This window comes from Enterocloster clostridioformis (genome assembly GCF_020297485.1).
Classification (GTDB): Bacteria; Bacillota; Clostridia; order Lachnospirales; family Lachnospiraceae; genus Enterocloster; species Enterocloster clostridioformis.
The window spans coordinates 1,506,765-1,531,584 of record NZ_JAIWZC010000001.1 but is presented as its reverse complement, the minus strand read 5'-3'; the positions used below and the strand labels follow the sequence as shown (position 1 = coordinate 1,531,584).

Sequence of the window (24,820 nt, the reverse complement as noted above, 5' to 3'; positions counted from 1 at the left end):
TTTGAAAAGGTCCGGCAGATTATCAATTAGGCCAGACAGGAAGTAAATTATAAGGTTAATGAAACAATCATTAATCTTTATTGGGAAATCGGGAAATTTGTTTCGGTGAAGACAAAGCAGGAGGGGTGGGGCCGTTCTACTGTAAAGAAACTTTCGCAGTATATTCTATCAAAGGAACCAGGAATACATGGCTATTCGGGACAAAATATTTGGCGAATGAAACAATTCTTTGAAACTTACCAGAATAAGCCGGAACTCTCAACACTGTTGAGAGCAAATACTTGGTCAAATAACTTACATATTATGTCAAAGACGAAAAGTGATGAAGAGAAAGTATTCTATTTAAAGCTGGCTTCAAAAGAAAAGTATAAAGCCCGTGAATTGGAACGGCAGATTGACAGTGGGTATTTTGAACGAGTTTTGCTTTCTGACGGCAAAGCACCATCGGCAGTGGACTATACGGAAACAACTGGCATGATACGGGATTTATATATGCTGGAATTTCTGAATCTGCAGGAACCCTATAAAGAATTTGATCTAAAGCAGGCCATCTTAAAAAACATGAAACAGTTTCTTCTTGAATTTGGCCGGGATTTTATCTTTATGGGTGAGGAATATCATTTACAGGTTGGAAAAAATGATTATTTTGTGGATCTCCTCTTTTTCCATAGGGAATTGCAGTGCCTTGTTGCGATTGACTTGAAAATTGATGATTTTAAGCCGGAGTATTTAGGCAAAATGGAATTTTATCTGGAAGCCTTAGACCGCGATGTAAAAAAGCAGCATGAGAACCCGAGTGTTGGTATTATCCTTTGCAAGAGCAAAGACAAAGATGTTGTTGAATACGCATTGAGCCGTAATATGACTTCCACAATGATTTCAGAATACAGAACGAAGCTGATTAGCAAAGAAATATTGCAGAAAAAACTGGAAGAATTATATGATACGGTGGATAACAGCCAAAACTCTCAACATTGTTGAGAGTTTTAAAAATCTAAATTAAATAATGATATACCAATTTTGTGGGCTGATTCGTCAGCCTGCTTTTTTTGTCTATAAATTGAAAAATAGAGCGGGGTGGTGTAAAGAACATTCCTGGATGCTTTACCAGGAGACTACAGGGCAGTATTGTACCCCGCAATAACAGGGATAACATTTCATTTCCAGACCATACAAAGATAAGAAATAAAGGAGGCATACAAAGCGAATATAAGAGTTTTTATAAGCAAGTAAAAGGGAACGAGGGGGATAAATGCAAATATAGTACCAGACTTGATACATACGGATGTGGTTGCCAACATAACTGTGACTACTGCTATGCACGCTCGCTTCTTTCCTTTAGGGGATTTTGGAACCCTACAGAGCCAAGCATTGCGGATATTGCCAAAATAAAGAGAAAGATTCAGAAGATGCCACCGGGAACCATCATACGCATGGGGGGAATGACGGACTGTTTTCAGCCTTGCGAGGCTCAACATCATGTAACATACGAAACCATCCGTGAAATGAACCGGTGCGGTATTGGATATCTTATTGTAACTAAATCCCATTTGGTTGCACAGCCCGAATATCTGGATATTTTGGACAAGGAGCTGGCCCATATCCAGATCACAGTCACAACTTTAGATGATAATAGAGCATTGACATATGAAAAAGCAAGCATTCCGTCAAAACGGATAGAAGCATTACAGAAATTACAGTCTGATGGATACGATGTAGCAATTCGGCTGAGTCCTTTGATAGAGGATTTCATGGATTTTAATACGCTGAATACGCTGAAAATCAACCGTTGTGTAGTGGAATTTTTGCGGGTGAATAGTTGGATTAAAGGTTGGCTGCACGATGTCGATTTCAGCAAGTATAACCTGAAACAAGGTGGATACAGTCATTTGCCATTGGCTGAAAAGCAGAAGATCCTTAAAAAAATAAAGATACAGGAGATAACAGTCTGTGAGGATGTCACAGAGCATTATGAATATTGGCGGGATAATTTTAATCCTAATAGGAATGACTGCTGTAATTTGAGATTACTGAGCAAATCATAAAATCAGGGTTTGGAAATGAAATATCCTCTGTATATAGCCGCCAAATGGCAGAAAGGACATGTAAATGAACCGGATTCGTGATGAACCTAATTGATGGAGTGTGAGTTGATAAGGTGTTTTGAGCTGCATCAAGTTGCTTTCAATATTTTGTAGGAAAAGAGTGTGGGACTTTGGAGAGAAAAAGTTTTGAATATGGAGGGTTCCATTTTTACCCATTACGGACATTTAATGAGGCGGATGGAGACTTTTATGCGCGCGTCTTTAAGTCACGCGAGGATCGTGAACTTGGTTTTATATCATCTGACGAGCCATGGAGCAAGTACCCATATAATTATGAAGATTTTTATAAAGCTGCAGGTGGAAAGGTGTTTGATATTTTCTTTTGTGAGGAAAATGGGAAGCAATATGTACCATGTGCGGATGAATTACGGGTGTATTTGAATCCACCAATTAAGAATAAAAACAATAGGACAACACGCTAAGTGGTATAAATTAGTGAAAAAGGATACATAGGAACATGAAATGGGCTGACCAGACATCAGCCTGTTTTTATTTATGAAAACAATTGCAATAATTAATTCAAACCAGGAGGTAAGTGAATGAAAACAAAAATGAAGGATTATCTGATCACAAGGGGAATGAAAGTAAAAGCAGCCCTGAGCAATAACAAGGCGGAAGGATTTGTCGATACTGCCAGTGCGTCCGTAAGTGAGTAACAACAGCACAATGATGTTGCGAACGAGGACAGTTAGAAAATCTGCTTTAGCAAAGCGGGGATTGAGAAATATCCGGGGTTTATACCCACAATCCTCTCCAACCAACTGATCTGAAAGGGAAACCGGACAGGGAGTGTAGCATGTTGGCAACGCCATAAGTCAGCCGAACTATCACGGTTGTGACTGAAGGGCAAGGAGAAAGGCCAGATATGAGGATAAAGGCTTGATTGCTTTATGAATAGTCCGAGGGGGCATAGTCGGGCCTCTGGCACACGATAGTTTAGGTGCCAGGCGGTGCAGGAGCTGTGTAGATAGCAGGCACAGCAGTCCGTGATATTTGCACTGACCAGCCATAATAAATGGAAAAGGACGAATGTTCTATCCGACAATCTGGCAAGCTGTGTTTCTAATTGTCTAAACGGAGATTGCCTAAACCGGAACGCTTTTTTAAGCTATGCGTAATGCCGCAAGGTGAAATTTCAAGAACTGAAAACGCAAGGAAGATGACGCTGAATATCCGGCATGGCAACGGAGCCGCCATAGTAGTCTGAGCAGGGGAAAGCCATGTACATGGCGAAGGGCGGCAGTTTATCTCTTAATGCAAAGAAAGGAAAGGTGCGTGAGGCATTGAGAAATCCGATTGATGTATTAAACAGTCTAAGATCAAAAGCATGTAATGGAAATTATTGTTATGAACGTTTGTACCGTAACTTGTATAATGAGGGATTTTATCTTCTGGCGTATCAATATATTTATGCCAGTGAGGGACTTATGACCACAGGCGCAGATGGAAAAACCATAAACGGCATGGGTATGGACAGGATACAGAAGCTTATGGAGAGCATGAAAAACCACAGCTATCAGCCAGTCCCCGCACGCCGCACTTACATTGAAAAAAAAGGTGGAAGAAGATGCCTGTCGGGTATTCCGTCTCTTGACGATAAGATGGTGCAGGAAATCGTGCGCCTAATATTAGAAAGCATTTATGAACCAATATTTTCTGACGCTTCTCATGGATTTCGCCCAAACAGAAGCTGTCATACTGCCTTGCTTCAGATGCAAAGCACTTTCACAGGCGTAAAGTGGTTTATAAAGGGCGATGGCAGAGACTATTTTAAGAAGATTGACCACGCTGTACTGATAACCATTTTACGCAGACGTATCCATGATGAATATTTTATTGCATTGATATGGAAATTTTTGAAAGCAGGATATGTGGAGGACTGGACATTTCACAAGACCTATTCCGGCACCGCGCAAGGCACCTTGATCGGTCCAATTCTTTTATCTATTTATCTGAATGAACTGGACAGGTTTATGGAGAATTACATGCAGGAAGAACAAAAAATGCTGTATGACCCAATTCAGGGAAACCAGAAGGGATTGCTGAAGTATCATTACCATGAGCAGAGGGACAGCGGTTACAGGAGTCTGTTTTATGTGCGTTATGCGAATGAATGGTTATGTGGAGTAATCGGCAGCAAGAGGGACGCAGAAGAAATCCGGGCAGATATTGGGCGGTTCCTGGAAGAAACGTTGAAGCTGGAACTGTCAGAAGGAAAAGCCTTGATAACCAATGCCCATGATAAGGTTCATTTCCTTGGCTATGAAATTGTTGCGTCGGATGATGAAAGAGTGTGTGGAAATAGGAACGGCTACATGGGACTTGCCAGAAGAGGCAGAGTTAAATTGTATGTTCCCCGTGGGAAATGGCAGAAAAGACTCATAGATTACAAGGCTTTGGAAATCAAGTATCAGGACGGAAAAGAAATATTTAACCCTGTCCACCGAAGTTATCTCATCAACAAAGATGACTTAGAGATCGTGCGGCAATACAATGCTGAAGTCAGAGGGCTTTATAATTATTACAGGATCGCAGACAACGTGAGTGTCCTCGGCCACTTTAATTATGTGATGAAATTCAGCATGTTTAAAACCTTTGGGGCAAAATATAAGCTCCATATCAGCGAAGTCCGAAAGAAATACGGTTATAAGCAATTTGGGGTAAAGTACCGGACAAAACAAGGTGAAAAGATTCTGTATTACTATGAGGACGGCTTCAAGAATGTAAAAAAAGGGATTGCCAAACCAGAGATTGATCTTGTTCCAAAACGTGAGGCACTTGTATTGTGCGTACAGTGCCAGGAACGTTTACATGCTGGAGAATGAGACTGATAGATAAATGGAGAGCCGGATACATCGAGAGGTGTAAGTCCGGTTCGGGGGCGGGCATTTGGAAACCTGCCGCTGTGAAGCGGTAAGGCGCCAGGGGCCTAGCCTACTCAAAATTTTAATGGCTGTTGTAATTGGCGCTTTATTGCTGGCTGGACTGTATGCTTTGTTTGGTGATACGGTGTTACCTACTTTAACGCGCCGCATCACTGAAATGTTTAACTATGCCGGATAATGGCAGGGAAGTTCAGGCTATTGTATTTATACTTTTACTTTTAGCAGCATCGGCCATGGACATTAAAAAAAGAATGGTGCCTGATGCTTTATGTGTGATGATTGCACTGACCGCTGCGCTTTCTTTTCAGCCACGGAATTTATGGGGGATTTTAGTTTCACTTCCATTTTTACTGGCGGCGGTCTTTTGTGGAGGCATGGGAGGCGGAGATATCAAATTGATGGCGGCCGCAGGGATTGTTCTGGGGCTTCCCGCAGGGATAGCTGCAACTGTTTTAGGGCTGTCATTGGTCCTTGCATATTCCGCTGTAATGAAAATTTGTAAAAAGCTGCAGGTGACTGCAGTGCCGCTGGTGCCCTTTTTATCAGTAGGGTGTGCGGCGGGATATTTGATCAGATAGGAGGATTGAATGAAAAGAAAAGCATTTTACTGTATTTGCATAGCGGCTCCCATTACCTTTGTGGGCGCTGTCCTGGCACTTTGGAAGTGCCGCAGGAAAAGGAGATACATTGTGAGATAACCCCACGGCGGCAGGAATCCCCTGCCGCATGATAAGAGATATGGATTATTACGAAGGTATATTGTCTGTTTTTACCCAGAGATGTAAGGTCAAGGCACATATTAAATAAAGCGAGGTACTGATGCAATGAACGATAAACAACAATATTATAACGATTTTTATTCGGAATTAGAAAAGGCCATGGAGCCAAGTGGTGGAAAACTACAAGAAATGGATATGCCAAACAACAATGGTTTTAGGAAAGGCATCATAATCAAGTTTGACAATATTTCATTGGCACCAATCGTCTATCCGGACTTTTATTATCAAGACTGGAAAGGCGGGAAGCCTGTGAGCAGTATTGTCTTTGGTATAAGGTTTGAACTCATGAAGACATCACCCGGACTAACCCATTTTAATATAGGAAGCATGGACCGAAATACTGCTGTCACCCATCTGTATGCCGGAATTGTTAGTTACGAGAGCAATAAAGAGTGGCTGGAAGAGATTCCACACGAGCGTGTGGGGGACCTTGCGGTTTTTGCAAAATGGAGGTTTGACAATGCGGGACAGGATTTAGTGGCCTCTGCAAAGGTAACGGAACCACTACTTGCACATCTGCAGCTCACAAAAGAAGAGGCATTAAAAATTGCAAAAGCAAACACAGGTAGAAAAGCAAAGCTTGAGAGTGTGGGCGGTATCATAGCAAAAATGTTGTCGGACAGAGGAATAGACAAAGAAGTAGCTGAAGCCATCTCAATGAGGGGTCAGGCGGAACCATTTCAGGTGCTGACGACTGACAACGGCATTGATGGAGCGGCAGTAATTGCGTGCCCGGAAGTTTTAAAAGAAGTTCAAAAGCAAATGATGGAAGAGTATTATATTCTTCCATGTTCTATTAATGAAGTGCTGATTTTGCCAAAGTCTCAAACAGAAGATGTGGAAGGATTAAAAGAGATGGTGTCCAGCATTAACAAAGAGGAAATTGAACCGAAGGAAAGACTTTCGGATAACATTTATGAGTTTGACGGCCATAGCTTAAAACTCGCCGGAGCAGAATTAACACAGGAGTATAGCGTTTCAAAATCAAAACCACATCATAGAAGCAGATAGCTTTCGGAGGTAAAACAGAGTGAACTTACAAGACAAATCAGATTTAACCGGACAGTACAGGAACACTATAAAATTTCTCTCTCACCCAATCTGTGGGATTGCATACACAGCCATGCCTGGTTCAAAAGCTAAACTCGGTCCGGTTGAGTTAGAGGTGAATCATAGCAGAGAAGAAAGGGCGTAGCAATAAAATCAAAGAACACACGGAGATGTTGGAGGCCGGCATGAAAGCGGTGTTCACCTCTGACAGATACCGTAAGTATCTGTCAACTATGTAGAATTTCTATATTTACAGTTACTGCATAGCTGACAGGTACGCAAATTTAATTTATATGGAGGAATATATAGAATTATGAAAATATTAAAAAGCCGTACCGTACTCGGAGCGATATGCATTGTGGTGTCTCTGCTTTTCTGCTTCGGGGTAACCCCACTGTTTAATAAAGAAATCAGTAAAAAGGTGGAAATCGTGCGGGTGGTAAAGGATATTAAAATCGGGGATAAAATCACGGGTGATATGGTACGGACGGTGGAGGTGGGGAGCTTAAACCTGCCGCCCGAAGTCATGAAAAATAAGGACAGCGTTATTGGAAAATATGCATCTGCGGATATGGTTGCAGGTGATTACATCATTAACAGCAAGGTCGCGGACGAACCGGCTGCAGAAAATGCCTACTTATATAACTTGTCAGGTGAGAAACAGGCTATTTCTGTATCGGTGAAATCATTTGCAACCGGGTTATCTGGAAAACTTAAATCAGGTGATATTGTATCCGTGATCGCGCCGGATTATCAGAAGCAGGGTGATACCGTAATCCCGCCGGAATTAAAATATGTTGAAGTGATTGCCGTAACTGCAGGAAGCGGCTATGACGCCAATACAGGCGAATCAGAGGAATCAGAGGAAAAGGAGCTGCCCAGCACGGTGACGCTTCTTGCAACCCCGGAACAGAGCAGGATACTAGCCATGATGGAGAAGGACGGAAACCTGCATATATCTCTGGTATACAGGGGGACAAAAGAGAATGCAGCGAAGTTTATTGCAGAGCAGGACCAGGCGCTGCAGGAACTTTATCTACCGGAAGCGGAGACGGCGGAACCGGAAACTGGACAGCCCGAAGGAGAGACAGAAGGGAGTGCAGAATAAATGCTGAATTTCAAGGGCAAAAGGTGTGAGGATAAATCTGAAAGCAAAGAGGAACACGAAACAGGAAAGCGGCGGGCCCAGGTCTTGGCTGTCTGGGGGAGCCCCGGCTGCGGAAAAACAACGATATCTGTGAAACTTGCAAAGTACCTGGCAGAAAAAAGGAAGAATGTGATCTTGGTGATCACTGATATGACCGTGCCAATGATCCCCTGTATCTGTCCGATGGACGAGTTGGAGAATACATGGTCCCTTGGTAATATTCTGGCTGCGCCACATGTCACAAAAGGTTTAATTGAAGAGAACTGTATTGTCCATAAAAAAATAAAGTACCTGGCAATGCTCGGTATGCTAAAGGCGGAAAACGAATATTCCTATGCTCCCTACGAATCAGAGCAGGCTTTGGAATTTCTTGCCAGGCTGCGGGAATTATCTTCCTATATCATCATTGACTGCAGCAGCTATATCGCCAATGATATTCTTTCCGCAGTTGCTTTAATGGAAGCAGACGCCGTCCTTCAGATGGTAAACTGTGACCTTAAATCAATCAGCTATCTGGCGAGCCAGTTACCATTACTGCAGGAAGCAAAGTGGAAAACAGAGAGACACTTAAAGACAATCAATAATATTAAAGGGCAGGAGGCTGTCAGCCATATGGAACAGGTCCTTGGAACAGTCAGCTTCCGGATTCCGTCTGCAATTGAAGTTACAGAACAGGGAATGGCGGGAAACCTGCTGGCTGGCCTGGAGGGGAAAAAGAGCCGTGGTTTTAATCAGGAAATAGTAAAGATTGCTAAGGAGGTATACGGATGTTAGGGGAAAGGAAGACACGAGGAGTATTTAACGAGGGGAAAAATTCTGAATGGGGCGCAAGGATGCAGGAACTGATGCCGGTACAGGCAGCTCCGGTGGAACCCGCCATGATAGAACCGACAGATGCAGGGAATAAGGGTGCTGATGATCTATTCTTTGCGGCCGTAGAGGGGAAGGACTTCGCTACGGTGCTGCAGGAAGTCCAGGAGCATATTGCCAGCCGTTACAGCTCCCTTTTGACCGATGGGAACAGCGAGGATGTGAAACGGCAGATGAAGCGCTATATTACAAAATATGTCCAGGAAAACCGGGTCGCCGTCCAGGGCATGTCAAACCAAGAACTTGTTGATAACCTGTATACGGAAATGGCAGAGTTTTCATTCCTGACAAAATACATCTTTGGAGAAGGGATTGAAGAGATAGACATCAATAGCTGGAAGGATATTGAGGTCCAGTACAGCGGCGGCGGGACAGAGAAGCTGGAGGAGCACTTTGATAGCCCGGCACATGCGATCAATGTGATCCGCAGGATGCTCCATGTGTCCGGGACAATCCTTGATGACGCAAGCCCTGTTGTTACTGGAACCCTGGCAAAAAATATCCGTATCGCTGTATTAAAAACCCCGGTTGTGGACGAAGAGGTGGGGCTTGCTGCTTCCATCAGAATTGTAAACCCGCAGAGCATGCGGAAAGAGGATTTCATTTCTGGCGGGACTGCCACAGGGGAGATGCTGGACTTTTTAAGCGAATGTATCCGGTATGGAATTTCCGTGTGTGTTGCCGGCGCCACAAGTTCCGGGAAAACAACGGTGGCCGGCTGGCTGCTTACCACAATCCCGGACCGGAAAAGGATTTTCACGATTGAAAACGGCAGCCGTGAGTTAGACCTGGTGAGGGAGGATGATGGAAGGGTAGTAAATTCTGTGGTACATACACTTACGCGTGACAGCGAGAATGACCGCCAGAGGATTGACCAGATTGCCCTTCTGGATGTCGCCCTGCGCTTTAATCCTGATATCCTGGTGGTTGGTGAAATGCGGGGGGCGGAGGCCAATGCAGCACAGGAAGCCGCCAGGACCGGCGTGGCAGTTGTCACAACAATCCATTCCAATTCCTGTGAGGCTACCTACCGCCGTATGGTGTCCCTTTGTAAGCGTGCCGTGGATATGTCAGATGAAACATTGATGGGATATGTGACAGAAGCATATCCAATCATCGTTTTCTGCAAGCAGTTGGAAAACCGCCAAAGGGTAATCATGGAAATCATGGAGTGTGAGATCAAGCCGGACGGGACGCGGAAATACCGCCCCCTGTATCAGTATGAGATTTTGGAAAACCAGATGGAAGGAGACTATTTTGTAGTGAACGGAAAGCACAGGGTAATGAACAGTATTTCAGACGGGCTATATAAGCGTCTGCTGGAAAACGGGATGCCGATGGAAACCCTTAACCGATTCCACGCAAAGGGTGAGGGAGGGGAGGAATCTTGACAAGTATACAGCTTTTTGCCTGCCTGGGGCTGATTGTAGGTGGTTTTTTGCTATTCGGAATCCGGCCAATGGAATTTACAGACGGACTATTTGGTTTTCTGGCAAAGGAGCCATCTAATATCCGTAATGAAATCCATACCGCGACAAAGAGGAAAAAAGTGAAGTTTTTGAAAAAGGCAATCATGGAGGCCCAGCAGGTACTGAAAATGACAGGGAGGGAAAAGCATTTTTCCCTTATCTGTGCGGCGGCCCTGGTGCTGTTTACAATCGGCGCTTCCATCGCTATCATGATTGGAAATTTTTTTTTAGCGCCGGTGATGGCCGTTGGCTTTATGTTTTTTCCCTTCTGGTATGTAATCCTGTCTGCCAGCAGTTATAAGAAGAATGTTGCTGCGGAATTGGAGACAGCCTTGAGCGTTATCACAACGGGTTATCTTCGGACGGAAGACATTCTGACCGCAATCGAGGAGAACATTCAATATTTGAACCCTCCGGTCCAGCGTGTATTTCAGGACTTCATTGTGCGCATAAACCTTGTAAATCCGGATGTCCATGAGGCATTGAAAGAACTGAAGGAAAAAATCGACAACGATGTATTCCAGGAATGGTGCGACGCCTTATGTGACTGCCAGTATGACAGGAGCTTAAAGACTACTCTGACACCGATTGTATCCAAATTGAGCGATATCAGGATAGTCAACGCGGAATTGGAATACCTGATTGTGGAACCGAGAAAAGAATTTATCACAATGGCGATATTTGTGATCGGCAATATTCCCCTGCTCTACTTCCTTAATAAAAGCTGGTATGATACTTTGATGCATACCCCGATGGGGCAGATAATTCTTGCGGTCACTGCGGCAATCATCTTTGTTTCCACAGCGGTAGTGGTCAGGCTGACGAAACCGATAGAATACAGGAGGTAGAGAAATGTCTTTATTTTTACTGATATTATTCGGAGGGTTCCTGTTTGCGGGGACGTTCTTTCTGGCGGCAGACCTGTTAAAAATGCCATATATGAAAACAGAAAAGGCACTAATGGACACGGGAAGGAACAATAAAAAGGGTTCAGCGGCGGTAGATGCTTTTGTGCTGCAGGGGGCTATGCGGCTGGCTCATGTAATCCATATAGACGAGTACAGGAAGAGCAGGATGACGAATGTGCTGAAAGCAACCGGGATTAAAATGACACCGGAAGTATACCAAGCTTATGCACTGACAAAAGCCGGATTACTGATGACCGGAATTATTCCATGCCTGCTGTTGTTTCCATTACTGATGCCTATCCTTGTATTTTTGGCAGTCATGGTCTATTTCAAAGAGATCCAGCGCGCGGACGAGAAACTTAAATCAAAAAGAAAGTCAATCGAGGACGAACTGCCAAGATTTGTTGCCAATCTGGAACAGGAACTGCAGAATAACCGAGATGTTCTGTCCATGATAGAGAATTTTCGGAAAAATGCTGGAATGGAGTTTGGGGAAGAACTGGGGGTACTAGCAGCGGACATGAGATCGTCCAGTTATGAAGCCGCGCTCACTCGGTTCGAGGCGCGTCTGAACTCTCCCATGCTGTCTGATGTGGTACGGGGGCTGATTGGGGTTCTGCGGGGAGATAACAGTGTGGTATATTTCCAAATGCTTGCCCATGACTTTAAACAGTTGGAACTTCAAAAATTAAAGAGCGAGGCACAGAAGATACCGCCGAAAATCAGAGTGTTTTCTTTTCTTATGTTGATGTGTTTCCTGCTCACCTATCTTGCCATCATTGTATTTGAAATCATCAAGTCGCTGGGAGGGATGTTTTAGACAGCATGAAGGAGGTAAGGAACATGAAAAAAATTCCGGTTACGAAAGGGATATTAAGGACAAACCGTGGGGAGGGATATATTGACATCTGTGTGCTGGTATTATGCGCCATGTTGGTGATTGCGCTGGCTGTCAGCGTGTTTCCGGTATTCCTTGCTAAAAATCAGTTAGATACATTTGCAGAAGAATTATGCCGGGAAGCTGAAATCAGTGGGAGGGTAGGGACCGAAACAGCCAGGAGAGAACAGGTGCTGCGTGAACGTACCGGATTGGAGCCGGAGGTTGAATGGTCAGAAACGGGTGATATCCAGTTAAACCATGAAATCACGGTAGAATTAACGTTGTCGCGGAATCTTGGACTGTTTGGAAATTTTGGTTCTTTTCCAATTACTTTGAGGGCAAGCGCCACTGGGAAGAGCGAGGTATATCATAAATGAAACGTTTGATTCAGTGTGTAAAGGATAGGCAGGGGTCTTCGTTTCCATTTGTGGTTGCGGTCACTTTGGTGCTGCTCCTAATCATGTGTGGGTTCCTGGAATTTTACCGGCTAAAGATTATTGCAAATGGGGTAAGGGACGCCGCCCAGGAGGCGGTCATGATAACCGTAAATGATAATTATGCCAATGTGTATCACGGTGTTCGGGAAGGCTACAGCGGAGGGTATCAGCCGGATCATGGGAGTTTCCGGGATAGCATAGAGGAAGGGGAGGTTTTGGCTGAAATGGATAAAATCCTTGGTACAAGGGTGGAATCAGGAAAACATATAAAATATACGGGAGGGGTGCTGGAATACAGCGTGACGGATTTAAGTGTGACTGCTCGTAATGCGCCGCTTGCACCGGGGAACCCGGAAGGTGAACAGAGATTTGAGATTGATGCAGTCGTCACATTAAGAGTACCGGTTCAGTTTGCGGGAAAACGTCTGCCAGAAATGAAGATTAAATTAAAGGTGCAGGCCGGCTATATCGAAGTATTTTAAAAACTGGTAGACAGAATTGGAAAAATATAGTATGTTTGATGCGACAAAATGATTGAGACAGGAAGGAGAACCATATGAGTGATAAAGTGAAAAAAGGTATGATTGTTACGGTCTGTGTGGTAGTCGGTATTGTACTTGCGGTTATGATTGCAGGGAATTTCAAACAGCCCCCGAAAGCAAAAGATAAGCTGGCAGAGAGCCAGTCTACAGAAAAAGGGATTGTAAAGCCGGAAATTGATAAAAAAGAATTGGATCAACCAAAAGAGACAGAGAGTAAGAAAGAGGAAACGGAAAAGGCTGCGCCGGGTACAGAGGAAGAGACAGAACCCAGTTCGGAATCTTCAACAGAGGCCGTCCAGGATGCAGGACAGCAGGCCCAGAATATACAGCCCAGGGTAACGAAACCGGAGACACCTGTAAAGGAGGTCCTTGAAAATCCGGCACAGAAACCAGATGGAGAAACTGTTACAGGTGCGCCTGTTCCGGAAAAACATGACGAAGTACAGCAGCCAGAAACAGATGCCGTTCCAGGAGCCGCACCGGAAGGAGAATCACAGGAAGGTAAAATCTATGCGCCGGGTTTTGGTTGGATTGATGATATTGGAGAAGGACAGGTAATAGAAGATAGTGATATCTATGAAAATGGTAACAAGATCGGAAGCATGGACTGAAACATGAAATAAGGAAAGAAAGTCAGAAAGCATCGCAGAGTCAGGCGGTGCTTTTTGTTTGGAGGAATGAATGAAAATCAGAAAGAGAGTCAGACAGTTGTGTATGTTTGTTTTGCTTCTGAGCCTGTTCCTGTTCCAGAGCATTCCTGCCTATGCTGTGGGAGATGGAAATCTGGATGGCGGTGCTGCGTCCGTAAGTGCGTAGAAATACTATGCATGTGGACTATTAAGAAATCTGTCTTTGGCAAGACAGTCGTGTAAAAGTATCAAAGGTTATTAAATTAACCGCACGATTACCAACAGACTTATCTGCAATGGAAACAACGCAGGGAGTGTAGCATGTCTGTAACGCCGTAAATGAGCCTAACTATCATGGCTTAGATGTAATGGCAAGGTAAAAGGTTAGATATGAGGATAAAAGTTTTATTACTTGAATGACAGTCTGAGGTGGCATAGTCGAGCCGCTGATGTAAGGATAGTTGAAAAGTCAGAGTGATGTTGAAGTTGCATACCCGCCCGCGTGCAAGAGTTCGTGATACTAGCATCAACCACCCATTGTAAATGGGAAAAGGCGAACGTCATATCCGACAATCTAACAAGCTGTGTTCTTAATGGTCTAAGCGGAGATTGCCTAAATCGGAACGCTATGTAAATAGCTATGTGTAATGCCGAAAGGGGATAAATTCCAAGATGTAAAAAGTCAAGGAAGATGACACTGAATATCCGACATGGTAACAGAGTCCCCATAGTAGTCTGCGATTGGGTAATGCCAATTACATGAGGTGAAATTCCTCGCGGCGAAGGGGGACAGTTTATCTTTTAATACAAATTGAAGAAAGGTGCGTGAGGCATTGAGAAATCCGATTGATGTATTAAACAGTTTGAAGTCAAAATCCTGCAATGAAAACTACAAATTTGAACGGCTGTACCGCAATCTGTACAACCCTGACTTTTACCTGTTGGCATACCAAAATATCTACGCCAACGAGGGGAATATGACAGAAGGAGCAGACGGCAAAACCATTGACGGAATGGGAATGAACAGGATTAACGGCTTGATAGCGCAGATGAAAAACCACAGCTATCAGCCAAAACCAGCACGCAGAACCTACATCAAAAAGAAAAACGGTAAATTGCGCCCATTGGGCATACCGTCAGTTGATGACAAGCTGGTACAGGAAATCGTCAGAATGATTTTGGAAAGTATTTATGATGACAGTTTTAGTGAACGCTCCCACGGTTTTAGGCCAAATCGCAGCTGTCACACAGCCCTAAAGCAAATCAAGTGTGAATTTACAGCGGTGAAATGGTTCATTGAGGGGGATATTAAAGGTTTCTTTGACAACATTGACCATCAAATCATGGTGGCATTACTGCGTAAGAGAATACAGGACGAATATTTTTTGGCATTGGTGTGGAAATTCCTAAAAGCAGGGTATCTTGAGGACTGGGTATATCACAAAACGTATTCTGGCACCCCGCAAGGCTCTATCATTAGTCCGATACTGTCAAACATCTATTTAGATGAGTTTGATAAGTACATGGAAAACTACAAAAATGGCTTTGACCAAGGTAACGGTAAGGAAAACAACCCGGAATACAGGCAATGGGAATACAAACTAAAATACATTCGTCACAAGAAATATCCCAAAGCCAAATGGGAATGTATGACCGCCGAAGAAAAGAAACCTGTTATCAAATATGCAAAAAGTCTAAAGAAACAAATGCACTCCCTGCCCTACTCAAATCCAATGGACGAGGGCTACAAGCGACTTGTGTATGTACGCTATGCAGATGATTGGTTGTGCGGAGTAATCGGAAGCAAAGAAGATGCGGAAAATATCAAGGCGGATATTAAAAAGTATCTGGCTGAAACGCTGAAATTGGAGTTATCCGAAGAAAAAACGCTCATTACGCATAGTAGTGACAGCAAAGCTAAGTTTTTGGGATATGAAATCTACACCACCAAAGACGAAAGCATTAAGCGTCACAAAAACGGTCAGACCAGACGTACACGCATGGGCAGAATACAGCTTTACGTTCCAAAAGAAAAGTGGTTGGGTAAACTGTTGGACTACGGTGCTTTGCAAATCAAATATGACAAGAATAACAATAACCAAGAAATCTACAAACCTGTTCACAGAAACTATTTAGTCAACAATGATGACCTTGAAATACTCATGCAGTATAATTCTGAAATCCGTGGATTCTACAATTATTATCGGATTGCGGACAATGTGAGCGTGCTGAACAATTTCTTTTATGTGATGAAGTTTAGCCTGTTTAAGACCTATGGCAGAAAGTATCAAAAGCGCATAGGTCAAATCAGAAAGCAGTTTGGGTATGATAAGAAATTTGGCATAGAGTACGAAACGAAACAGGGAAAACAAAAAATGTTTTTGTACAACGAGGGGTTCACCAAGCAAAATATTAAGGTGATAACCAGTGCCAGTGTTGACAATGTTCCGTCAATTAGTAGAAGATATGGACGTTCGGGGTTAATTGCAAGATTAAAAGCGAATATGTGTGAATACTGTGGGGCAACAAATGTACCCATGGAAATTCATCATGTCAAAAAGCTGAAAAACCTCAAAGGCAAGAAAAATTGGGAGCGTCACATGATTGCTATGAAAAGAAAAACGATGGTACTCTGCTTGGACTGCCATCAAAAATTGCACGCAGGTAAATTAGACTAAAACTGATAGATAAACGGAGAGCCGTATACATCGAGAGATGTCCGTACGGTTCGGAGGGGAGTGTCTGAAAACCTACCATAGCAATATGGCAAGGCGTTGGGCGCTTACCCTGTGTGGGGGCATGGGGCAAGGTTCTTCAACCAATTTCTGGTCCCCTGGGGACGAGGGGGTGAGAGTGTCTGTAATCAGCACGAGTGACAACAAAGTAGTGGGAACACCCGTTGACTTGACAAATAAACGCCCATCTGATATAAGGCTCCATTTTGGAAAAGTCAGTAAAATGTCTTACACATCGGGCACTGGTATTGGAATTTCCGGTTCCACCTACCAATGTATCCGACCGGCGCAGAGATTACCTAAAATTATCAGTTCGCAAAGTCTGGGACCGGCCAGCATAGAAGAAATAAAGAGATATTTTACGGATGAACAGGTAGTCAGGGGAATCGCAGGTTATGCGGGCCTGGACTTTGATGTTTTGATCAGCGGCGAGTATCGGATTATGATTGAACCTATTGCTTATGTGACGCTACAGGGTGTCAGGGTTGCCATGACAGCAACAGAAGCGGTGTTGTATGATGAAGTAGCAGGCGGAGTGGTGCGTTCCTGGATGCCTACGGTCGCATTTCAGAACCTGCCACTTGCCATGTTCCTGGAAACACCTGACCTTGGCTATCCCGCATGGGGCGGTCCAACTTCCGGAATCCGCTCACATCAGGAAATCAAGACCTCACTTGGACTTGGTATTGTCCGGTTTAACGGGGAACTGCCGAAACCGGCCCCAGAGGTAGAAACGTTTGATTATGAATACCGTACCAATACAGAAGTTATTACCAGTATCCGTGTGGACGGCGGGCAAAGCGATCCGGATCATCCGGTATCTGTGACATTCAAGATAAAAGGGAGAAGCTATCGGGTGGATAATGTGTACTATCCGGAAGGAGGCAGTCAGCTTGCCTGGGTACGTTGGACAACACCATCAACAGCACAGACAATGGAAATACCAGTTACAGTAAGGGGAGGAGGGCATACAGACAGGGGAACTATCCGGGTGAAAGTTGTGGATTTAGATAAGAACCCACCGCCGAATCCGGTAGCTGATGACCGAAACGATAGTTACAGGCGGCCGGCAGTACCATCAAAAAGACAGAGTACGTCCGCTGATTGGAGTATATGGCGGCCTTACTGGTATTCTTACTGGGTATGGCACAGCGGGGATGACGACGATGATGGCTATTGGTGTGACCATGGCTGGTGGAAGTTCAATATTGATAGATATTATGCGAATTTGAACGCGACAATGCGTATCCAGCCAGATGATAAATCCCCTACCGCCCGTGGAAAAACGCTAAAAAGCGGATATGGGTTCAACGAATATGTGAACAGCACAGTAAGCACGAGCCAGTCCAGTGCCGTGACCGGCGCTCAAAATGCCGTGACGTATTTTCCGGAGTTTCAGTACAAAGATTATTGGCGTTTACTGGAACGGATGTCTGGCGGGTTCCATTCAGAATTTGAGTTTAAAAAGAATCAATACAGTACATTTAAGCGGAGGACACATTTCACTCCGATATGGATGCCAGATGGCAGATATACACCCTATACATGGTTGATAGATGCCTGGACGCCAGCAGGAATGTTATCATTAAACCTGACAGATAATCTGACAATCAAAGGTAATTTGTGGACGGACTGGCATATCGCACCGCAGAGACCTGATTAATATGCAACATAAAAAGTAAATAAATAGTGAGTAAAGAGGGAGATGCTGATATCTTCCTCTTTTGTTGTTCAAGGAGGAGAAGCATGTACGATAAAAACAAAACTTTGGACACCCTGAAAAATGAAATCTTCTTGTCAAAAGACAGCCTGTATCTAGCGGAGGAGGCTTTATATGCTGACCGGATTCCCTATGAAACGGTAAAGAAGATCATGGAGGTTGGAGGATATAGAAATAAGATAAATGCTTTGCGCAAAGCGTATTTGATGGGTATAAATTTTGACAGTCTTATCGGTCTTATACATGATTCAGACGGCCCGGAGGAAATCCGGTCAATAGCAGGGGCACTGGAACGGAAACTGGATATTCAGAAGATTCAGACCGTGGCAGATGGAAAACACGATTACAGGCAGATGGATTTAGTGTTTTATGGGTTTTATATTGGCAGAAGCATACAGGAAATGGAACTGGCAACAGATAATCGGTTTGATGAAGAACAGATTGAAGAAATCCTGTCAGGTTTCCGCTATGGGCTTGCCTATGAAGAGGTGGCATTTTATGCGAGAGAGGAATTTGACTGTTACCAGATGCGGACCATAAAGAGGGCATTCCTATATGATAAGCTGACAATAGAAGAAGCAGCAGTATGCGCCATACCCAGTCATAACACAAAGAAAATGCGCCAGAAGATTAGAAAGATAGCGGCGCAGCGCTGTGAATCAAAGAAACCAGAAAATTGTAACTGTGAGAAAGGATAAACACATGGATAAAGAAGCAAAGGATTATATCCTGCACTTGGCAGAGGATGTAAACAGCCTTGTGATGGACCTTGGACCATTTGGTCTTACGGACGAAGAAGAGGTGGGAAAAACACCACAGGACCGTGTGCACGAGACTTACAAATGGCTGTCCGAGCTAAAGGGGTGCGAAGAGGCTTCCGGGTATTTTAAGGAGCTGCTTGCAATCTTGGATAAGTCGGATTCAGATTATCAAAGAATTGCTGATTTATGTGAAAGAATCCATAAGGTCCAGGAAATAGAACCATGGAAAGAAAAAGTGACCGTCAGAAATAATACCGGCTGCCGCAGGTGACCGGGATTTTACCATGATACAGGACAGATAAAGGAAACACAATCCCTTCAAATTAAGAGGTTTCATAGATTCCTCTGGTAAAAATCTAAATTGAAATGCAAAAAGGAGGGATAAGAAGTTGTGGCCATGTAAAACGATAGTCTCTTCGGCGCTTATTGGATTTAGAGGCGAAGAGCATTGAACGGATCAAATTAGCAAGTGAAATGTCAAAGAGGTACTATGATGCCCCCATAATCTGTACTTACAGCGGCGGGAAGGATTCGGACGTACTTCTGAATTTATTTATCCGGTCAGGAGTTGAATTTGAGGCCCACAATTCTCACACAACAGTCGATGCTCCCGATACTGTGTACTACATCAGGGAGAAATTTCGAAGTTTAAAAGAAAAAGGAATTCCATGTTATATCCATATGCCACCACTGAGCATGTGGCAGTTAATTGTCAAAAAGAAGATGCCGCCCACCAGGATGCAGCGCTATTGTTGTGAAATCCTAAAAGAAAACACAACGCCGGACAGGCTGGTCTCAACGGGCGTGCGCTGGGACGAAAGCACTAAACGCTCTAAGAGAGGGCAACTGGAAGCCACTGCCCCGAAGGTCGAGAACAGGATTACCCTGATGAACGACAACGATGATAAGCGGCTGGTTATCGAGCGGTGCGCGATCCATGGCAGAGTCGTGTCAAACCCTATCATTGACTGGACACATAAAGACATCTGGGATTATATCCGTTCCAACCATATGCCTTATAACCCGCTGTATGATATGGGTTATAAAAGAGTTGGCTGTGTTGGGTGTCCGATGGCTGGCAAGAACCGCTACAAAGAATTTGCGGACTTCCCAAAGTACAAGGCTGCTTATATCCGGGCGTTTGATAAAATGCTGGTGGCAATCCATGCGGCAGGGAAAACTACTAAGTGGAAGTACGGAGAGGACGTGTTCCGGTGGTGGATGGAGGATAAAAATGTTGAGGGGCAGCTATGCCTCTCGGATTTTATGGACATGGGAGCAGACTAAAACAATAAATCAACAACAGGAGGTTTACGTTCCAACCGGGACTAAATTATATAGTAAAAGTGAATGAAAGCAGTACCGATTGAGTTAAAGGCGGCAAATGAATATGTCGCGCAAAATCACAGGCACCATAGTCCCGTATACCGGGATAAATTCCGTGTTGCATGTACCGAGCATGACAGAATGTGTGGTGTGATACAGTGCGGCAGGCCGGTATCCAGGCATTTAGATGATGGAAAAACGCTGGAAGTTACACGCTGCTGCACAGACGGTACAGACAACGCCTGCAGTTTCCTATACGGGCGGGCGGCTCGGATTGCAAAAGAGATGGGGTATGAGCGAATCATCACTTATATCCTTATCTCTGAATCCGGCGCTTCCTTAAAAGCGGCGGGGTGGGAATGTGAGAAAGTGATTGCAGGAGGCGGTTCCTGGGATACACCTGCCAGGCGCAGACATACAACAGCACCGCAATGTAAAAAGCAAAGATGGATAAAAAAATTGGTGTAAAGAAGGTGATGGGAATCGAAAATTGGAATTATAGATGCTGATTTATTAGATAAGAACAGGCACCGCATGCCGAATCTGGCATGCATGAAAATCAGCGGATTCCATAAGCAGATGGGGGATCAGGTACATTTGCTAATGGAATATTCAGGTTTCAATGAGTTTGACAAGATATATCTGTCAAAGGTCTTTACGGCTACGAGGTATCCGCCGGAAGTATTAAAGATGGAGAATGTAGAATATGGAGGGACTGGATTTTATTTAGACCAGGCTCCTGAGCTGCCCTATGAAACAGAACATGCCATGCCGGATTACAGCCTGTATACGGATTGGCTTGAAGGAAAGGGAGAAGAAGGAAAAAAGAGTAAGAAGTATAAGTATTACCGGGATTATTCTATTGGTTTTTTAACAAGGGGCTGCTTCAGGCAATGCCCCTTTTGTGTGAACAGAAATAAAACAGCATCCGTTCCTGCAAACCCAGTGGACGAATTTTACAATCCGCAGAAAAAGAAGATCTGTCTGCTTGATGATAATTTCCTTGCATGTGGGGAGTGGAGAACATTATTAGGACAACTACGTGAAACCGGCCGTCCGGTCCAGTTCCGGCAAGGACTGGATATCAGGCTGATTACCATGCAAAAAGCCAGGGAACTGGCATCCTGCAGGCTGGATGGTGACTTATTATTTGCTTTTGACAATATCAAGGATAAAGAAACAGTCATAGAAAAGATGAAGATCATAAACCCAATATTCCAGGAATCAAAAAGGATTAAGTTCTATATATTGACTGGGTTTGATGCAGATGGAAGATATGACCGGACTTTCTGGAAACAGGATATCTTACAGGCATTTGAGCGTATCCGGATTCTAATGGGAGTGCGTGCGTATCCATATATCATGCGGTATGAGAAATATCAGGAATCACTTTACCGGGGAATGTATGTAAACCTGTCCAGGTGGTGTAACCAGCCCCATATGTATAAGCAGATGAGCTTCCGTGAATTTTGCCACTTGTCAAAAGAAGGGAGCGCTTGCAGAACGTATCTGGAGGAGTATGAAAGAGACTTTCCGGAAATCAGCAGTTATTTTGACATGAAATTTTAAACTCTGATTCAGGAGGTGGTGCTATGAAGTTTACAGATGAAGAATTAGAGATAGCCAGAAGCGTAGACCTGGTATCTATTGCTGAAAGGCAGGGCTTCACGGTGAAGCGGGTAGGCAGTTACTATACATTGAAAGAACATGATTCTATAAGGATTAAAAATCGTAGGAGCTGGCTGCGTTTTTCCGTACCCGAGGGCCAAGACGGTCACAGCGGGGACAACATTGAATTCCTGAGACAATTTTGCTATATGGATTTTCGTGAGGCTGTTATCTATTTGTTGAACGAGGCCGGTTATCGGTATGAGGATAAGTCATTTAAAGATGATACAAGCAGGAAAAACCACGAGAGAAGAAAGGAAGAGCAAAAGAAAGAACCAGAAGGAAAAGGGGTTTTTGTGCTTCCCGAACCAAACGACAATTATCGGAGGTTATATGCCTATCTGTTAAAAACGCGCTGCCTGAGCAAAGAAATGGTTGACTGGTTCGTTAAAAAAAAGCTGATCTATGAAACACGCAGATATCATAACGTGGTTTTTATTGGCAGGGATTCCTTTGGTACAGCACGGTTTGCCAGTATGAGGGGAACGGTGGATAATTATGGGAATCCGTTTAAAGGGGACGTGGAGAACAACGATAAAACCTATGGATTCAATGTAAGAAACAAGAAAAATAAAGAAGTCAAGGTATTTGAGGCAGCCATTGACCTGATGTCTTATATGGATTATAAGCGTGACGGGCAGTCAAACAAGCTGGCATTGGGATCAACCTGGGACGGGGCATTGGACCGGTTCCTGCTGGAAAATCCACAGATTAAACGGATAAGCCTGTATCTTGATAATGATAAGGCAGGCCGGAAAGCAGCGGCATTAATCCGCAAGAAATATATAGAGATAGGATATCACGTTAAAGTCCGGTTCCCGCCACATGGGAAAGATTGGAATGAATTTCTTGTTGCAGAGAGAAAAAAGGCAGTAATCCAATATTTGAACAGGAATGGCAATCTGGATCGGAAACAGGCAATCGGATAATTTCATTAGGTAATTGCGAAACAAGTAGGAAATCTTGATTCCAACAAGACAAAAATCTGGCATAGCCGGATTTTCGGGAGGTGTGTGTAAAAAACAGGATTTTCGGGTGCGAAAATAAAACAGATACGGGTATCTGACAGTAAAGGAATATGAACCACGGATACTTATGCGATCAAAGGTTTCAAGCTGCGGATATATTGATGTTTATGGATTTTATCCGCAACCATTACGGTAATCAGCTGGGCAATTCCGGCAAGGAGCAAATCCGCATGGAGTGTTTTCTCATTCTGTGTTTTACGCCCGGCAACACAAAAGCTGTCCTTAAAGTGGTTAATGGATTTTTCTACATTCACCCGGATTTTATATGTGGAGTCCCATTCTGATGTGCCGCGGATAGTCCCTGGATAAGCACGGAGGTTCTGTTCCGGATAGATGTAGATCATTCTTCCGCAGGAAGATGCTGTACACGGGTTGTCACAATGGCATACGCGTTTGGTTTTCTTTGTAATGTTGTCTCGTTCCCATTTCATTTTGGGACAGACAAATTTCATGGTTGGAAGACCACAGCGCAAATGAGATTTACTTCCTTCCCGTTTCATTGGGAGTGAAGCATCATGCGGGCAACAGGGAATGCCATCAGCATTTACGGTGTAATCGACTCCTTCGATTTTGAGTTTGTTTTTCAGGGGAATATACGCTTTTTCAAAGGATGTTTCCTGCAGTAGGTATTTATAAATCTCGATGGAATCGAAAGCGGCATCCCCCAGAAACGTTTTGGGGTTGATAAGCGGATGTTTCCGGAAGAAATCCTTCAGAGTCGGGATTAGCGCTTTGGAATCTGCAAGGCTTTTGTCCTCATCCGGAGAGTCAGATTTCTTTTCCACGATGATCTCAGGATGGGATACGAGAAAATCTTTGTTGTAAAAGGAAATATGTCTGACGATACCCAGCCCGTTTGTAACGATGCCGAATTTAAAGGCATAACAGAAATGCCCGTTAATGTACATCTGCTGAATCGCAGGATTAGCGGCAGCATGAGGCGGCATGGAACCATAGGCGGCTTTATAAGGGTCAAAGGAATCATCCAGCCCGTTCGCTTTTTTTAAAGATTTTAGCTGTTTGATGATACGGTTGGCGTATTTGGGATTATTTTCTGTTACCCATGCTTCAATACCGGAGGTATCAAAGAGAAGCATAGATGCTTTTTCCTTATCAATCCGTTGGCATATCGGTTCGGTCAGGTCAACCAGCCTGTCAAACATCGATTGTAAGTCCAATAAGAAATCCTGTTTGAAGCGTGTGAATTTAGACGCGTCAGGAACAACATCAAAGCCACAGAAATCCCGTAATTCCTGAGAGTATTTCAAAAATACAATCAGGAGGGAAGTAGTAGGAATCGAGAAAATAAGCTGTAATAACAGAGCCTTGAGCATTGGATAAAGAAGGTGCTTTCTAGGTCTGCCGGTGGCGGCGTGGAAATGGGAAACAAAAGACGTCGGGACAATTTCATCGAGGTTGATGGTTTCATCAAGCAAAGAAAGGAACTCATATTTATCGTTATCAAATTTATTTTGGCAATCGGTAAAAATATCTGCCAAAGAAAGCTGTTTGTATGTTATCATATAGGTACAACTCCTTTCTTGGTGGATTGGTAGATAGTTTCTGGACAATTCTATTTTACCATAAACCAGTGAGGAGTTGTTTTATTTTGTAAGAAAAAGAATCCCGTATTTATATGGGTTCTGGCGTTTCGCAAACGCCTAAAATAATTTCATTAGGTAATTGCGAAACAAGTAGGAAATCTTGATTCCAACAAGACAAAAATCTGGCATAGCCGGATTTTCGGGAGGTGTGTGTAAAAAACAGGATTTTCGGGTGCGAAAATAAAACAGATACGGGTATCTGACAGTAAAGGAATATGAACCACGGATACTTATGCGATCAAAGGTTTCAAGCTGCGGATATATTGATGTTTATGGA

At 43.8% G+C, this 24,820-nt stretch carries 23 protein-coding genes and 3 pseudogenes; 25 read left to right on the top strand and 1 reads right to left on the bottom strand.

The window, feature by feature from the left end:
• Positions 1–42: 42 nt before the first annotated feature.
• The 25 genes and pseudogenes from LA360_RS29600 to LA360_RS07435 form a co-directional block, all read left to right on the top strand.
• Positions 43–405, top strand: a pseudogene (locus LA360_RS29600) (DUF1016 N-terminal domain-containing protein); the annotation flags it as partial.
• Between the two features lie 69 nt (positions 406–474).
• Entirely contained in the window at positions 475–981 is a 507-nt protein-coding gene (locus tag LA360_RS29595; RefSeq protein WP_263870269.1) for a PDDEXK nuclease domain-containing protein, read from the top strand.
• A gap of 86 nt (positions 982–1,067) precedes the next feature.
• On the top strand, positions 1,068–2,045 hold the full coding sequence (locus LA360_RS07540; protein ID WP_318653998.1) for an SPL family radical SAM protein: 978 nt from the start codon (positions 1,068–1,070) through the stop codon (positions 2,043–2,045).
• A gap of 170 nt (positions 2,046–2,215) precedes the next feature.
• Complete coding sequence (locus LA360_RS07535) at positions 2,216–2,527, top strand: hypothetical protein (protein ID WP_112481697.1); 312 nt, start codon at positions 2,216–2,218, stop codon at positions 2,525–2,527.
• 798 nt (positions 2,528–3,325) lie between these two features.
• Entirely contained in the window at positions 3,326–4,930 is a 1,605-nt protein-coding gene (locus tag LA360_RS07530) for a reverse transcriptase/maturase family protein (RefSeq protein ID WP_330411171.1), read from the top strand.
• A 112-nt stretch (positions 4,931–5,042) separates the two neighbouring features.
• Positions 5,043–5,168 (top strand): annotated as a pseudogene (locus tag LA360_RS31090) (DUF6133 family protein); the annotation flags it as partial.
• Positions 5,158–5,568 (top strand): prepilin peptidase, encoded by a 411-nt coding sequence (locus tag LA360_RS07520; protein WP_112481698.1) that lies wholly within the window; start codon positions 5,158–5,160, stop codon positions 5,566–5,568. The pseudogene LA360_RS31090 and the gene LA360_RS07520, both read left to right, overlap by 11 nt.
• Before the next feature lie 246 nt (positions 5,569–5,814).
• Positions 5,815–6,780, top strand: a complete 966-nt coding sequence (locus tag LA360_RS07515; RefSeq protein WP_112481699.1) for a DUF5688 family protein — start codon at positions 5,815–5,817, stop codon at positions 6,778–6,780.
• Positions 6,781–7,132: 352 nt separating this feature from the next.
• Positions 7,133–7,927 carry a Flp pilus assembly protein CpaB gene (gene cpaB, locus LA360_RS07510; protein ID WP_112481700.1) on the top strand — a complete coding sequence of 265 codons (795 nt, stop codon included), beginning with the start codon at positions 7,133–7,135 and terminating at the stop codon, positions 7,925–7,927.
• The gene (locus LA360_RS07505) at positions 7,928–8,740 is read left to right on the top strand and encodes an AAA family ATPase (RefSeq protein ID WP_112481701.1); all 813 of its coding nucleotides are present in this window, start codon (positions 7,928–7,930) and stop codon (positions 8,738–8,740) included.
• 104 nt (positions 8,741–8,844) lie between these two features.
• Positions 8,845–10,227 carry a CpaF/VirB11 family protein gene (locus tag LA360_RS07500; protein WP_334294060.1) on the top strand — a complete coding sequence of 461 codons (1,383 nt, stop codon included), beginning with the start codon at positions 8,845–8,847 and terminating at the stop codon, positions 10,225–10,227.
• Positions 10,224–11,153 carry a type II secretion system F family protein gene (locus tag LA360_RS07495; RefSeq protein ID WP_112481703.1) on the top strand — a complete coding sequence of 310 codons (930 nt, stop codon included), beginning with the start codon at positions 10,224–10,226 and terminating at the stop codon, positions 11,151–11,153. Before LA360_RS07500 ends, LA360_RS07495 begins: the two co-directional genes overlap by 4 nt.
• A 4-nt stretch (positions 11,154–11,157) precedes the next feature.
• Positions 11,158–12,033, top strand: coding sequence for a secretion protein F (locus LA360_RS07490; protein ID WP_112481704.1), 876 nt, complete (start codon positions 11,158–11,160; stop codon positions 12,031–12,033).
• Between the two features lie 23 nt (positions 12,034–12,056).
• Positions 12,057–12,470 (top strand): DUF4320 family protein, encoded by a 414-nt coding sequence (locus LA360_RS07485; RefSeq protein WP_112481705.1) that lies wholly within the window; start codon positions 12,057–12,059, stop codon positions 12,468–12,470.
• A complete protein-coding gene (locus LA360_RS07480; RefSeq protein WP_112481706.1) occupies positions 12,467–13,012 on the top strand; it encodes a hypothetical protein in 546 nt (181 codons plus the stop codon). The genes LA360_RS07485 and LA360_RS07480 overlap by 4 nt, the downstream gene beginning before the upstream one ends.
• Before the next feature lie 74 nt (positions 13,013–13,086).
• Positions 13,087–13,683, top strand: a complete 597-nt coding sequence (locus LA360_RS07475) for a DUF6550 family protein (protein ID WP_112481707.1) — start codon at positions 13,087–13,089, stop codon at positions 13,681–13,683.
• A 70-nt stretch (positions 13,684–13,753) separates the two neighbouring features.
• Positions 13,754–13,888: a hypothetical protein gene (locus LA360_RS29590; protein WP_263870219.1), complete on the top strand. Its 135-nt coding sequence runs from the start codon at positions 13,754–13,756 to the stop codon at positions 13,886–13,888.
• Positions 13,889–14,534: 646 nt separating this feature from the next.
• Positions 14,535–16,379 carry a reverse transcriptase domain-containing protein gene (locus tag LA360_RS07470; RefSeq protein WP_112481736.1) on the top strand — a complete coding sequence of 615 codons (1,845 nt, stop codon included), beginning with the start codon at positions 14,535–14,537 and terminating at the stop codon, positions 16,377–16,379.
• An 85-nt stretch (positions 16,380–16,464) separates the two neighbouring features.
• A complete protein-coding gene (locus LA360_RS07465) occupies positions 16,465–18,099 on the top strand; it encodes a DUF8195 domain-containing protein (protein WP_112481708.1) in 1,635 nt (544 codons plus the stop codon).
• A gap of 83 nt (positions 18,100–18,182) precedes the next feature.
• Positions 18,183–18,854: a phage-shock protein gene (locus LA360_RS07460; protein WP_112481709.1), complete on the top strand. Its 672-nt coding sequence runs from the start codon at positions 18,183–18,185 to the stop codon at positions 18,852–18,854.
• A gap of 4 nt (positions 18,855–18,858) precedes the next feature.
• Entirely contained in the window at positions 18,859–19,188 is a 330-nt protein-coding gene (locus LA360_RS07455; RefSeq protein ID WP_112481710.1) for a hypothetical protein, read from the top strand.
• Between the two features lie 203 nt (positions 19,189–19,391).
• Positions 19,392–20,204 (top strand): phosphoadenosine phosphosulfate reductase family protein, encoded by an 813-nt coding sequence (locus LA360_RS07450; RefSeq protein WP_330411174.1) that lies wholly within the window; start codon positions 19,392–19,394, stop codon positions 20,202–20,204.
• A gap of 63 nt (positions 20,205–20,267) precedes the next feature.
• Positions 20,268–20,711, top strand: a complete 444-nt coding sequence (locus LA360_RS07445; protein ID WP_112481712.1) for an XF1762 family protein — start codon at positions 20,268–20,270, stop codon at positions 20,709–20,711.
• Positions 20,712–20,777: 66 nt separating this feature from the next.
• Complete coding sequence (locus LA360_RS07440; protein ID WP_112481713.1) at positions 20,778–21,812, top strand: hypothetical protein; 1,035 nt, start codon at positions 20,778–20,780, stop codon at positions 21,810–21,812.
• A 23-nt stretch (positions 21,813–21,835) separates the two neighbouring features.
• Entirely contained in the window at positions 21,836–22,840 is a 1,005-nt protein-coding gene (locus LA360_RS07435; RefSeq protein WP_112481714.1) for a DUF3991 and toprim domain-containing protein, read from the top strand.
• Positions 22,841–23,075: 235 nt separating this feature from the next.
• Here the strand turns inward: LA360_RS07435 and LA360_RS07430 are convergent.
• Positions 23,076–24,462, bottom strand: a pseudogene (locus LA360_RS07430) (transposase).
• Between the last annotated feature and the right edge of the window lie 358 nt (positions 24,463–24,820).